General features: G+C 59.6%; 11 protein-coding genes. 6 read left to right on the top strand and 5 right to left on the bottom strand.

Features of this window, described 5'->3' with window-relative positions:
• Window positions 1-54 precede the first annotated feature (54 nt).
• Complete coding sequence (locus ACP7E4_RS18945; protein ID WP_426116918.1) at window positions 55-1,194, top strand: M14 family metallopeptidase; 1,140 nt, start codon at window positions 55-57, stop codon at window positions 1,192-1,194.
• A 329-nt stretch (window positions 1,195-1,523) separates the two neighbouring features.
• On the opposite strand, the gene ACP7E4_RS18950 is transcribed toward ACP7E4_RS18945, so the two are convergent.
• Together ACP7E4_RS18950 and ACP7E4_RS18955 are read right to left on the bottom strand one after the other, a co-directional pair.
• On the bottom strand, window positions 1,524-2,069 hold the full coding sequence (locus tag ACP7E4_RS18950; protein WP_426116920.1) for a cytochrome b: 546 nt from the start codon (window positions 2,067-2,069) through the stop codon (window positions 1,524-1,526).
• A complete protein-coding gene (locus ACP7E4_RS18955; protein ID WP_426116922.1) occupies window positions 2,066-3,163 on the bottom strand; it encodes a catalase family peroxidase in 1,098 nt (365 codons plus the stop codon). The genes ACP7E4_RS18950 and ACP7E4_RS18955 overlap by 4 nt, the downstream gene beginning before the upstream one ends.
• A gap of 172 nt (window positions 3,164-3,335) precedes the next feature.
• Here ACP7E4_RS18955 and ACP7E4_RS18960 point away from each other — a divergent pair, with 172 nt between their 5' ends.
• Together ACP7E4_RS18960 and ACP7E4_RS18965 are read left to right on the top strand one after the other, a co-directional pair.
• Window positions 3,336-3,848 carry an RNA polymerase sigma factor gene (locus ACP7E4_RS18960; protein WP_426116924.1) on the top strand — a complete coding sequence of 171 codons (513 nt, stop codon included), beginning with the start codon at window positions 3,336-3,338 and terminating at the stop codon, window positions 3,846-3,848.
• Complete coding sequence (locus tag ACP7E4_RS18965) at window positions 3,845-4,603, top strand: anti-sigma factor family protein (RefSeq protein WP_426116926.1); 759 nt, start codon at window positions 3,845-3,847, stop codon at window positions 4,601-4,603. Before ACP7E4_RS18960 ends, ACP7E4_RS18965 begins: the two co-directional genes overlap by 4 nt.
• A 100-nt stretch (window positions 4,604-4,703) precedes the next feature.
• Here ACP7E4_RS18965 and ACP7E4_RS18970 read toward each other — a convergent pair whose 3' ends face one another.
• The gene (locus ACP7E4_RS18970; protein WP_426116928.1) at window positions 4,704-5,912 is read right to left on the bottom strand and encodes an MFS transporter; all 1,209 of its coding nucleotides are present in this window, start codon (window positions 5,910-5,912) and stop codon (window positions 4,704-4,706) included.
• A gap of 105 nt (window positions 5,913-6,017) precedes the next feature.
• Between ACP7E4_RS18970 and ACP7E4_RS18975 the strand changes: the two genes are divergently transcribed.
• Together ACP7E4_RS18975 and ACP7E4_RS18980 are read left to right on the top strand one after the other, a co-directional pair.
• Window positions 6,018-6,593, top strand: coding sequence for a TetR/AcrR family transcriptional regulator C-terminal ligand-binding domain-containing protein (locus ACP7E4_RS18975; RefSeq protein ID WP_426116930.1), 576 nt, complete (start codon window positions 6,018-6,020; stop codon window positions 6,591-6,593).
• A gap of 3 nt (window positions 6,594-6,596) precedes the next feature.
• Complete coding sequence (locus ACP7E4_RS18980; protein ID WP_426116932.1) at window positions 6,597-7,895, top strand: leucine-rich repeat-containing protein kinase family protein; 1,299 nt, start codon at window positions 6,597-6,599, stop codon at window positions 7,893-7,895.
• A 63-nt stretch (window positions 7,896-7,958) separates the two neighbouring features.
• Here the strand turns inward: ACP7E4_RS18980 and ACP7E4_RS18985 are convergent, their stop codons facing one another.
• Window positions 7,959-8,663, bottom strand: coding sequence for a YebC/PmpR family DNA-binding transcriptional regulator (locus tag ACP7E4_RS18985; RefSeq protein ID WP_426116934.1), 705 nt, complete (start codon window positions 8,661-8,663; stop codon window positions 7,959-7,961).
• A 345-nt stretch (window positions 8,664-9,008) separates the two neighbouring features.
• On the opposite strand from ACP7E4_RS18985, the gene ACP7E4_RS18990 reads away from it, so the two are divergent.
• Window positions 9,009-11,054 carry a type VI secretion system Vgr family protein gene (locus tag ACP7E4_RS18990; protein ID WP_426224898.1) on the top strand — a complete coding sequence of 682 codons (2,046 nt, stop codon included), beginning with the start codon at window positions 9,009-9,011 and terminating at the stop codon, window positions 11,052-11,054.
• Between the two features lie 17 nt (window positions 11,055-11,071).
• Here the strand turns inward: ACP7E4_RS18990 and ACP7E4_RS18995 are convergent, their stop codons facing one another.
• The gene (locus ACP7E4_RS18995) at window positions 11,072-11,845 is read right to left on the bottom strand and encodes an enoyl-CoA hydratase (RefSeq protein WP_426116938.1); all 774 of its coding nucleotides are present in this window, start codon (window positions 11,843-11,845) and stop codon (window positions 11,072-11,074) included.
• Window positions 11,846-11,910 lie beyond the last annotated feature (65 nt).

The following is an 11,910-nucleotide window of genomic DNA, read 5'->3' on the forward strand; positions in this document are numbered from 1 at the left end:
AGTGTTCCGTGTAAAGTAGCTGTCACATTTGGCACTGACGTACAGGAACCCACCGTGACCACTCTCAGCATCAGCGCGGACTTCGACAGCGGCAATATCGAAGTAATAGACGCGAGCAGCCCTGCACATATTCAGCTGGCAATGCGCCCGGACACCAAAAGCCCGCATTTCCAGTGGTTTCATTTCAAGGCTGAAGGCCTGCACGTCGGCGAACCGCACCATTTCAGTCTGAACAATGCCAGCCAGTCCAGCTACAACCGGGCGTGGACCGGCTACAACGCCGTGGCGTCCTACGACCACCAGGACTGGTTCCGCGTGCCCTCGACGTTCGACGGCAAGGCGCTGAATTTCACCCTCACGCCGACCCACGCCGAGGTGTATTTCGCCTACTTCGAACCTTACAGCCGCGAACGCCACGACTGGCTGGTCAAGCACGCGCAGGAAAATGCCGGCACCGAACTGCTGGCCACCGGCAAAAGTGTCGAAGGTCGAGACATTCCCCTGTTACGCAAAGGCAACGGAGCACCGGGCAAGCGCAATATCTGGATCATTGCCCAGCAGCATCCTGGCGAACACATGGCCGAGTGGTTCATGGAAGGCTTGATCGAGCGTCTTGTGGAACAGAATGATCCGCAGCTGGCGCAATTGCTGGATGCGGCCGATCTGTATCTGGTGCCGCACATGAACCCCGATGGTTCGTTCCATGGTCATTTGCGCACCAATGCCAACGGCAAGGACCTCAATCGCTGCTGGCAGGATTCCACCGCAGACACCAGTCCCGAAGTGTTCTTCGTCAAGCAGCAGATGGAAAAGTATGGCGTGGACATGTTCCTCGACGTACATGGCGATGAGGAAATCCCCTACGTCTTCACCGCAGCCTGCGAAGGCAATCCCGGCTATACCCCCAAGCAGGCTGAGCTGGAAGAACACTTCCGCCGCCGCTTGAGCGAAATTACCCGGGATTTCCAGACGCGTTACGGCTATCCCCGCTCGCAACCCGGTCAAGCCAATATGAACCTGGCCTGTAATAGCGTCGGCGAGCGTTACAAGTGCCTGTCACTGACCCTGGAAATGCCGTTCAAAGACAATGACAACGCCCCCGACCTGATAACGGGTTGGTCCGGTAAACGCTCGAAGCAGCTGGCCAAGGATGTTTTGACTACGCTCGCGGAAATGGTCTCTGTGTTGCGTTGACGTTGAAAGCCCGTTGGAGCGTGGCTTCGGCTTTTGATTTTCGCTTTTCGTGCCGCAATTTGGCAAACACCGCCAAACGCGCGTCGGGAGGCTGAGCGCAGGTGTCGTGGGGTGGGGCGACCGGCATGGATGCCGGTCGAGCGCCGTTGCGCCATGAATGGCGCGTCGGCGCGTACCCACACCACGGCACCGGAGCGAGGGAACCCGACGAAGTCGGGCCGGACGTCAGCGCAGATGGTTTTCGTCTATTTTGCCGTAACAAAATGGACTCGACCGTCAGGGCGAAACCTCCCTGCGCAACGCTGAAAATGTTGTTGCTGCCACCCGACTCAACCTTTGCTTTCACCCCGCAACATACTACCCAACACCTCATCGCGGCGAACCCAGCCATGGAACAGCGCGGCGGCGACGTGCAGCAGGATGGTCAGAAACAGTAGATAAGCCAGGTACGTATGTGCCTGGCGCAGAAACGCAAAGGTATGCGGGTTGGCCGCTACGATCGATGGCAATCGCAGCGCACTACCCAGCATCACCGGATCTCCAGCGGCAGAAATCATAGACCAGCCAATCAATGGCATCGCCAGCATCAGTGCGTACAGCAGATAGTGGGAGAGCTTGGCGGACAACGCCTGCCACGTCGGCAAGTCGGCGGGCAATGGCGGTGTTTGCGTGGAAAAGCGCACGATCAGGCGCAGGATGACCAGCACCAGGATCGCAATCCCCAATGGTTTGTGCAGGTTGAGCAACCACTCATGGCGCTGGGATACCGAAGCCACCATGCCCGCGCCGATAAACAGCATGGCGATGATCATCAGCGCCATCAACCAATGCAGCAGTCGCGCCAGCGGGGCGAAATGTCGGATGGGTGCGCTCATGATTTTTTCTCCGGAACGGGCGCCGCTTTCGGTAATTGATCAACTTCGCCAGTACGTCGCTGATAAGAAGATGCATAGGCCGCCGAACGGGCCGCCAGCAACGGGTCTTCAGAGCCAGCAATACCGGCAGGCAACACCAACGGATCAAAATTGATATCACGGCAATCGCCATCTGCTTGCGGTTGCGTGCTGGCGATCACCAGCGTGCCGACATTGATGGCGCGACGTTCGGCGGGCCATTGCTTGCTGGCGTCGTCAATCGGGTCGTTCGGTTCAGCCAAGGTAATCATCAGATTCCAACGCAGCGGACCACGGGCGAGTCGGTCGGCAAGATCCGGCTCCAGATAGTCCTTGGTATCCGGCGCGGGGCTGGCCGCCTTATCCTGATTGACCGGCACCATGTTCCAGCGCACCGCTTGCCGCTTGCCATCGGCGTTGACCAGATAGAACGCATTGATGCTGTTGTAGGTTTCCGTGGCGTAGCTGGCGGAAGGCTTGGCAGTCTTGACCCAGGTGAGGAATGGCATAGCCTCCGGATGCCTGGCGAAAAACGCCGCAGGCTTGGCCGGATCAGGCTTGCCAGTGGCTGGATCGGGTGCCTGCGCTTGCATCAGTTCATAAAAGGCTTGCGGCGTGCCAACCGGGAAAACCGGCATGGCGTTCATTCCGGTGCGCCATTGCTGGCCGTTTGCCTGGGTAAAGCGCAGCGCCATACTGCGCAACGGCGCGGCACTGTCCGGCGAATAGGGATTGCCGGTCGGCAGGGCAAATCGGCCTTCGACCGGGGTGCGTGTCGCGGAAAACACCTGGGCGCTGGAATACTGCGCAGCGCTGCCGTTGCTTTCAAAGTAACCTGCGACACACACGCCCTTGGGGTGGTTGCGCCTGAATCCGGGATGCACGCCGTTGTTGCGCTCCAGTCCATCGACCAGACGGGCCGGGGTCAGACGCTGCGGATCCAGATAGCCGCCGACGTAAGCCAGTGCGGTGGCGGCCGCCAATACAACAACGCCGATACCAGCCAGCCGCAGCAATGTACTGCCAAGGCTCAAGGGCGGTTTTTGCTGTTCAGGCGGCGGAAAGCGCTCGACCATGGGTGATCTCCTGGGCCGTTGGCCTGTAGGTAAGTGGACGGTAAGACGCCCCCGGTAAGCATTTATTCCCAGCACCGAAATTAATTGTATATATGGAGGAATAAACGCTGTGGAGCGTCGTCTCTCTGATCACACGCCTACCTGATCATAGTTGCAGACCGGAAACCCGCCCATGAACGAGCTTGATGAACAGTTACGGGAGTTGATCCCGCGCATGCGCAGGTTTGCCCTGTCGCTGACCCGCAACCCCAGCAGTGCCGACGATCTGGTGCAGGCCAGTCTGGAAAAAGCGCTGTCGGCCTGGGGTAACAAGCGACCGGAGGGCGATCTGCGCGCCTGGCTGTTTTCCATCCTGTACCGGCAGTTTCTGGACGCCCATCGCCGCTCCCGGCGCTATAGCCGAATGCTGGAGCTGTTCACCGGCGGTCGCGACGATCATTACCAGCCCAGCGTCGAACGCACCGTGGTGGCGCAGTCGACTCTGGGTGCATTCGAGCGTCTGAACACCGAACAGCGCGCATTGCTGCTCTGGATTTCGGTGGAAGGCTTGAGTTACAAGGAGGTCGCCGAGATTCTCGATGTACCTGTTGGCACCGTTATGTCCCGCCTGTCGCGCGCTCGCCAGGCTCTGCGCCAGATCAGTGATGGCGAAATTCTGTCCCCTGTCCTGCGGATATTGAAATGATTACCTTGCCCCCCAGCGAACACGTATTGAATGCCTACGTCGACCATCAGCTCAGCGATGCCGACCGGGCAACACTGGAAACCTGGCTCGCCGCGCATCCCGACGTCGCCTTGCAGGTCAAGCAATGGCAGGAAGATGCGCAACAGCTGCGCGCGGCCTTGAGCGGCCAGTTGCAACGCCAAGCCAATCCTGAACTGGACCCGACCTTCATTCGCCAGCGCATGCGCCGCAACAGCTATCGGCATTACGCCACCGCAGCGGTGTTGCTGGTGGCGGTGAGTGTCGGCGGTCTGAGCGGCTGGCACGCCAGGGAACTGACCTTGAGCAACGCGACGCTGCCCATGTCCGATGCGGTGCAGGCGTACCGGATGTTCGCGGTCAACGACGACATGGCCAGCGACTGGAGCGCCGAAAAACCCAACGACGCCCAGGGCTGGCTGGACCGCAACTTTGCCCGGGCCGAGCGCCTGCCGAATATGGAAGCAGCCGGTTTCCGGCCGGTCAGCGGGCGTATGACCAGCACCGAACAAGGCGCGGCAGCCATGGTCGTGTACAAAGACCGCGAAGGCCGCACCCTGAGTTTCTACATCCGCCCGCCAGGGGCGCAGCATCATCTGCTACCCCGTGGCAGCCGGCTGGATGGCGATTTGCAGGCTGATTACTGGTCCAGTGGCAGTTACAACTATGCGGTCGTAGGCGCCGCCAAAGACGAAGCGACTCAACGTGCCCGAAAGGCATTGCCTGAGGCGATTTGATGGGTGGTTGCGAATTTCCAGGACCGGCTTCAGCCGCGAGAACGCTCTCCCGGCTAAAGCCAGTCCTACGGAATGACGCGGTGATTCAGCAACAAACCGCTCAAGCAGCCAACCGCCGGCCATTGCTGCGCTGCACCAGCAACCCCAGCAATGCCGTCAGCGCCAGGGCAATCACCACCGCACCGTAGACGTTGGTGGTGGCGATCAGACCGAAGCTGTGCGCTGAAAACCCTGCAGCAAGCGCTGGCACACAGAACGCCAGGTAACTGAGTACGTAGAACGCCGACATCAAGCCCGCCCTCTCATGGGCATGCGCCAGCGGCAGCAGCAAGCGCAAGGCGGCGAGAAAGCTAGCGCCGAAGCCTAAACCTGATACTACCGAGCCCACCAAAAACAACCATAACCAGCCCAGGTTCACTGCAATCAGGATCACCCCGACCCCGACCGTCAGCAAGCCTGAGCCAAGCCATAAACCAAAGGCTGGCGGGCGCTGGCGCAGGATGAGGATCGCCATTGCACCGCTCAACGTCAGCACAGCCACAGGCAGCCCGCCAATGATGGCCGACGTCGACCCCGTGGCCGCAGCCAACAACGAAGGACTCAACGACATATAGAAACCGCCCAGCGCCCAGGCGGCGACATCGGCCGGCAACACCAGCCATAAAATACGCCGCGCCTGCGGTGGCACGTGCAGCGAAGGCTTGAGGGACTTCCAGACGCCCGGCTGTCGGCTGACCGTCTCCGGTATGCGCCACAGATAGACCGCCTGCGCCACGAACGCCGCCAGCAACAGGTAGTACGCCAACAACAACGGCAAAGGCGCCAGTTCTACCAGCAATCCTGTTCCCAACGCACCAAGGGCAAGGCCAAACATGGGCGCGATACTGTTGATCAGCGGCCCCTGTTTTTGATCGCTGTCGAGCAGGGCTGCACCCAATGCGCTGGTGGCCATGCCGGTAGCGAAGCCTTGAAGCATGCGCGCCAGCAGCAGCCAGGTCACATCCGTGGCTAGAATGAAAAGCAGCATTGAAACTATTTCCAGCAGCAAAGCGCTGAAAATGACCGGCCGCCGGCCGAGAAAATCCGACAGCGAACCGACGACCAGCAACGCTACCAGCAGCGTCAGCGCATAAACCGCGAAGATCAGCGTCAACATCGCCGCCGAGAAGCCCCAAGCCTGTTGGTAAAGGTGGTACAGCGGGGTCGGCGCGCTGGAGGCGGCGGGGAAGCAAAGCGTGATAAACGCCAGAAAGCCGAGATGACCGCGTTCCTTTTGGCGCATATCCGGTTTCTGGAAAGGAAGGGACATGGGTACACTCTCCACTCAGGCAAATCATTAAAGCTAATACTTAGCGTTTTCGAGTGTGCTAGCTGTTGCCGCTTAAAGCAAATATTTTGTGTTAAGGTCCGCCACATGGCTATTAAAGAAGGAATACGCACCGGCGGCCGCAGCGCCCGGGTGCAAGAGTCGATTCACAGCGCAGTGCGCGATCTGCTGCGTGAACATGAGCGCGCCGACCTTAGCGTGCCGCTGATTGCCACACGCGCTGGCGTTACCCCATCGACCATCTACCGTCGCTGGGGCGACCTCACGACGCTGCTGGCCGATGCTGCGGTAGAACGCCTGCGCCCGGACCCGCCCATCGATTGCGGCAACCTGCGCGACGATCTGCGGACCTGGACCGAGATGTACCTGGACGACGTAGACTCCGCGCCGGGCCGGGCAATGATGCGCGACGTCATTGCCAGCGGCGGAGCCGGCTGTTCGGGAAAATGCCTGGCGATTACCCGCGAGCAACTGCAGATCATCATTGATCGCGCAGTGGCCCGTGGTGAAACCTCACCCAGCGCCGAGGACCTGATAGACCGGGTAGTAGCGCCAACGATCTACCGCGTTCTTTATGCCGAAGCCGCGCCAACCCTCGCCCGCGTTCATCAATGGGTCGACGGCTGCCTGGCAGACGCCAATGCTCAAATGGAACGCGGCTGATCCATGCACAGCCTTGAAGCGCTGCGCGCTGGCAAACTCGTCGGCATCAAACGACTGGACCTGTCTTGCGGCCTGACAGCATTTCCTGGGGAGATCTTCGAGCTGGCCGACTCGCTGGAAGTCCTTAATCTCAGCGGCAATGCTTTGCAGCAACTGCCCGATGACCTGCATCGCCTCAAGCGCCTGCGCGTGTTGTTCGGCTCGGACAATCTGTTCACCGAGTTGCCCGAGTGCATCGGCCAGTGCCGCGAACTGCAGATCGTCGGCTTCAAGGCCAACCAGATCCAGCATGTCCCGGCCCAGGCGCTACCGCCACAATTACGCTGGCTGATCCTGACCGACAACCGGATTCAGCACCTGCCCGAAGCGCTGGGCGATTGTCCGGCCCTGCAAAAACTGATGCTCGCCGGCAATCAGTTGAAGTCGCTGCCCGCCAGCCTGGCCCGTTGCGAACGCCTGGAGTTGATCCGCATCGCGGCCAATCGACTGACGCATTTGCCCGCATGGCTGCTGGAACTGCCTTCCCTGGCCTGGCTGGCTTACGCGGGCAATCCGCTCTGCACCGAACACGAACAGCCCGCCGTGCGGCAGATTCCCTGGCAGGAGCTGCATGTTCAGCAGCAGTTGGGTGAAGGCGCCTCCGGCATCATTCAGCAGGCGCGCTGGCAAAACCCTGGACAGGCTGACAAGGCCGTCGCACTCAAACTTTATAAAGGCAGCGTAACGTCCGATGGCTCGCCGCTCAACGAAATGGCGGCGTGTATCGCCGCCGGCAATCACCCCAACCTGATCGGCATCGAAGGCCAGATCCTTGATCACCCCAAAGGCCAGGCCGGTCTGGTCATGCAATTGATTGCGCCGAGTTTTGCCAATCTGGCAGGACCACCGAGCCTGGAATCCTGCACGCGGGATATCTATCCAGCCGATCTGCGCCTGTCGCTGCCTGTGGTTTTGCGTGTCGCCCAAGGCATCGCGTCGGTTACCGCCCATTTGCACGCGTGCGGCATGACTCACGGCGATCTGTACGGGCACAACATTCTGTGGGAAGCCGATGGAGCCTGCCTGCTGGGGGATTTCGGCGCAGCGTCGTTTCATCCGAGCGCAGCCTTGGGAAAGGCGCTGGAGCGCATTGAAACGCGGGCGTTCGGGATTTTACTGGGGGAGTTGCTGGAGCGCTGTGACGCCGAGGCATCGCAGATGGCGGCGTTGCGTCAGTTACAGGCTCGCTGTGTGCAGCCGGATACTGGCGCGAGGCCGATGCTGCAAGAGGTTTATGACTTGCTACAGACCCGCGAAATCTGAAGCTGGATAAAATCTCTGTGGGAGCGAGCTAGCTCGCTCCCACAGAATGGGGTTTACCGCTGCTTACCCCGCCAACCCTACATAAACGTTTTGCACATCATCATTGTTGTCGATGGCTTCAAGGAAGGCTTCGACTTCGGCCATTTGCTCGTCGGTCAGGCCGTCCACGGTGCTTTTCGGACGGTAGCCCAACTGCGCGGACTGCACGGTAAAACCGAACTCTGGCAGCTTTTTGCAGACTGCGTCCATGTCGGTCGGTTCAGTGAGGAACAGCGTCGCGCCCTCTTCACCCGGCTCGCAATCCTGCGCGCCCGCTTCAATGGCGGCTTCATCAGCATCGGCATCCGGGGTGACAGGGACGGCTTCAATCATGCCTTGATAGTTGAAATCCCACGACACCGAACCCGCTGCGCCAAGCTGGCCCTTGCGGAACAACACGCGAATTTCCGAGACCGTGCGGTTGATGTTGTCGGTCAGGCACTCGACGATCACCGGGACGCGGTGCGGCGCGAAGCCTTCGTAGGTCAGGCGTTCGAACGTCACGTTTTCGCCCAACAGGCCCGCGCCTTTCTTGATTGCGCGCTCCAGGGTTTCCCGGGGCATCGAGGCTTTTTTCGCCTGCTCGACCACCAGACGCAGACGCGGGTTCATGTCCGGATCAGCGCCGGCGCGTGCAGCAATCATGATTTCCTTGGACAGCTTGCCAAAGATACGACCCTTGGCATTGGATGCTGCTTCTTTATGCTTGACCTTCCACTGTGCGCCCATGCTTGCTCTCTTGATCCGATTGCGCCCTGCCCATCAAGCCGCTGTCGCTACAAAACACCGACGATGGCTGGGGCAAAACGCTGAAAAATTGGCTAACCGAATGAAATGCGTCGTGACTGATGAACGACGCCCGGCGCATTTTATACGCGATGGCGCCAGATGAAACCCCTGCTGTCGCGTCATTGATCGCAGTCCAACCGCTGATGCCGCTGAAACACCTTGAAGCTAATCACCGATATTACCCTTTAGCTTGTAGTCCCTTTCCGAAAAAAGCCTAAGCGATGCCCATTGACCTTGGCATTTCGTACCCTCTGCACCCTGAATTTCAAGTTGGGAGCGCTGTGGATGTTCGAAGACAAGCAAATGCCGATAACGCTGAAACTCACTGGCAGCCTGATGGATCTGCGCGTCCTCGGGTTCACCGGCCACGACGCCCTGAACGAGCTTTATCGCTTTGACGTCGATCTGATCAGCAGCAACCCGCATCTGGATATCGACAGTCTTACCGGCAACGCCGCCTGGCTGGCCTTTGGTGTCGAGCATGCGGGAGTTCACGGCCTGGTCGACAGCGCCAGGCAACTCTATGCCGGAACCTGCCTGAGCCTGTATCGAATTACCCTGACGCCAAGCCTGCTGAAGCTGGAGCAAAGCCGTCAGCGCCGCGTATTCACCGATTTAAGCGTCCCGCAGTTGATCACTCAGTTGCTGGACAATCATGGCCTGGACCAGAATTGCTACCGCTTCGCGCAACCAGTCGGCATGTATCCGCCCCGCGACTGGTGCGTGCAGTACGACGAAACCGATTTGCATCTGCTGCAAAGGCTCTGCGAAGAGGAAGGCATTCATTTTCGGTTTGAGCACAGCCCGACCGGGCACCAGCTGATATTTGCCGATGACCCGGCCAGCTTTCCGGAGCGCCAGGGCGCGCTACGCTTGCAGCGCGATGAAAACCTACACTGCCAGCCGACCCTTGGTTACCTGAGCGAACGCCTGACCATTCACGCCGGGACTGGCGCCCATGACCCGCTATGGCGCCACTGCAAAACCAGCAGCGCCAGATCGACAACCACTGCGCAATCAGATGCGCCAAGTGCACATAACCAGCCTTTCGACACCGGAACCGACACGTCAAGACCCGGGGACGAGGAAGCCCACCATCGACAGATAAGCGCTCGGACGCTGGAGCGCCTGCGTTGCGAGCGACGTCATATCCAGGGTTGGAGCAGCTATTGCGCACTGACCAGTGGCCAGATCATTCAGGTTCTGGATCACCCCGTCACCTTGTTCAATGACCAATGGCTGCTGGTCAAGGTGCACCATTGGGGAAAACAGCCGGAGGTTCTGGAGGGCTGCGACCCGCATGACATGGCAGGAATTCTGGACGCGGCTGTTGGCGCAGCGGACGAGGAACAGGCGCCATGGATGGTTCAACTGTCGAGATTGCCAGAGCTTGAACCATTCGATCATGGCTATCGCACCGGCTTTGGCGTGCTGCCCTGGGCACTGACCTTTCGCCCCTCCTGCACCCACCATAAACCCGGCATACGTGGCGATCAGCAGGTGACGCTGATGGCTGATGCGGCCGGGTTCGTCAGAACCGGCAATACCTGGCAAGTCCCGGTACGTTACGACTGGCAGACTGCGCAGTCCTCATCAGATGAACACGCCTGCTGGCCACTGGCAGACCTCCCGGATCTGGCGGAGGTGTCGGTCAGCAAGCTGGTCGCTGGTGATCGACTGCTGGTGCGGCATTTCGACAACGATCCAGACAAACCGGTCATCTGTGGCGTCCAGCTACACAGCAATGCATCGCAAGTTGCCGAACGCCCGGAAACATCAATCCTGCTGAACGGGGTAAATCTCGAAAAAGCGCCGGTCAGTATTCATTTGAATGCGAGGGACAACCTCTTGTTCGAAGCGCGGGAAGACCTGCGTGTAAGCACTGCCAAGGCGACGTTCGAGTTGAGCAACGCAGGAATCACCATCACTGGCCCGCGCACGCTCACCCTGCAACCCTGTACTTCGCCCGGAGTGCCGCCCGCCGGACCGCCAGGCACGCTGCGCTGGGAGGACGACTTACGTTTGACCGAACATCCCGGCCTCAAAGGAGCGCCGCTGGCCAATCGAATCTGGTACATCGTGTTCATGTCGATCCCGGGCATGGCTCATTTGCCGCGACTTGAGCCTCAGCATTTTCTCTACGAGGGCAGAACCGACGAGCGAGGCTATCTCGGCCTGACCTGCGCCCAGATGCGCGAGCTTGCGGCCCGGTACTGCAGAAGCCCGACGCACCTTTGCCTGGTGCATCCCGACTGCTGCATCACGCTGCAAGACTACTTTGCGCAGAACTGGAGCGAGCAACGGCTACGCGCTTTCGTGGAACAGGACTGATCGTCAGCCTCTTCGCGCTAGCGTCCGTTGAAACGCGGCTCACGCTTCTCGATAAAGGCGGCCATGCCTTCCTTCTGATCTTCAGTAGCGAATGCCGCGTGGAACACACGACGCTCGAAACGGATGCCCTCGGCGAGGCTCACTTCGAAGGCCCGATTGACGCTTTCCTTGACCATCATCGCCATCGGCAAGGATTTTTCGGCGATTGAGCTCGCCACCTTGAGGGCCTCGTCCAATAACTGCTCGGCCGGTACGATGCGCGCCACAAGCCCGGCTCGCTCGGCCTCCTGGGCATCGATCAGGCGTCCGGTCAGGCACATTTCCATGGCCTTGGCCTTGCCGACCGCGCGAGTCAGGCGCTGGGTGCCGCCCATGCCTGGCAATACGCCCAGTTTGATTTCCGGCTGTCCGAAACGCGCGTTATCAGCGGCGAGAATGAAATCGCACATCAATGCCAGCTCGCAGCCGCCGCCCAAGGCAAAGCCTGCCACTGCGGCAATCATCGGCGTGCGCCGGTTCGCCACCCGGTCGCTGTGGGCGAACAAATCGTCGAGGTAGATTTGCGGATAAACCAGATCAGCCATTTCCTTGATATCTGCGCCCGCAGCAAACGCTTTGGCGGAGCCGGTCAGCACGATGCAACCGATGTTGCGGTCACTGTCGAGCGCATCCAGCGCATGGTTCAACTCATTGATCAGCTGCGCATTGAGGGCATTCAGCGCATGCGGCCGGTTCAAGGTAATCAAACCAACCCTATCTCGAATATTTATCAGAATAGTTTCATAAGTCATTGAAATATATCCACTTGCATTCAAATTAATTGGTTATACAAACAACTTTAAATTAGTTACGTAAG

Source organism: Pseudomonas sp. DSP3-2-3 (assembly GCF_049898225.1).
Classification (GTDB): domain Bacteria; phylum Pseudomonadota; class Gammaproteobacteria; order Pseudomonadales; family Pseudomonadaceae; genus Aquipseudomonas.

Excerpts from the sequence above, each read along its gene's own strand:
- ACP7E4_RS18995 (WP_426116938.1), bottom strand. The coding sequence starts at position 11,845 with ATGACTTATGAAACTATTCTGATAAATATTCGAGATAGGGTTGGTTTG.
- ACP7E4_RS18990 (WP_426224898.1), top strand. The coding sequence starts at position 9,009 with ATGTTCGAAGACAAGCAAATGCCGATAACGCTGAAACTCACTGGCAGC.
- ACP7E4_RS18950 (WP_426116920.1), bottom strand. The coding sequence starts at position 2,069 with ATGAGCGCACCCATCCGACATTTCGCCCCGCTGGCGCGACTGCTGCAT.
- ACP7E4_RS18960 (WP_426116924.1), top strand. The coding sequence starts at position 3,336 with ATGAACGAGCTTGATGAACAGTTACGGGAGTTGATCCCGCGCATGCGC.
- ACP7E4_RS18970 (WP_426116928.1), bottom strand. The coding sequence starts at position 5,912 with ATGTCCCTTCCTTTCCAGAAACCGGATATGCGCCAAAAGGAACGCGGT.
- ACP7E4_RS18975 (WP_426116930.1), top strand. The coding sequence starts at position 6,018 with ATGGCTATTAAAGAAGGAATACGCACCGGCGGCCGCAGCGCCCGGGTG.
- ACP7E4_RS18965 (WP_426116926.1), top strand. The coding sequence starts at position 3,845 with ATGATTACCTTGCCCCCCAGCGAACACGTATTGAATGCCTACGTCGAC.
- ACP7E4_RS18955 (WP_426116922.1), bottom strand. The coding sequence starts at position 3,163 with ATGGTCGAGCGCTTTCCGCCGCCTGAACAGCAAAAACCGCCCTTGAGC.
- ACP7E4_RS18980 (WP_426116932.1), top strand. The coding sequence starts at position 6,597 with ATGCACAGCCTTGAAGCGCTGCGCGCTGGCAAACTCGTCGGCATCAAA.
- ACP7E4_RS18985 (WP_426116934.1), bottom strand. The coding sequence starts at position 8,663 with ATGGGCGCACAGTGGAAGGTCAAGCATAAAGAAGCAGCATCCAATGCC.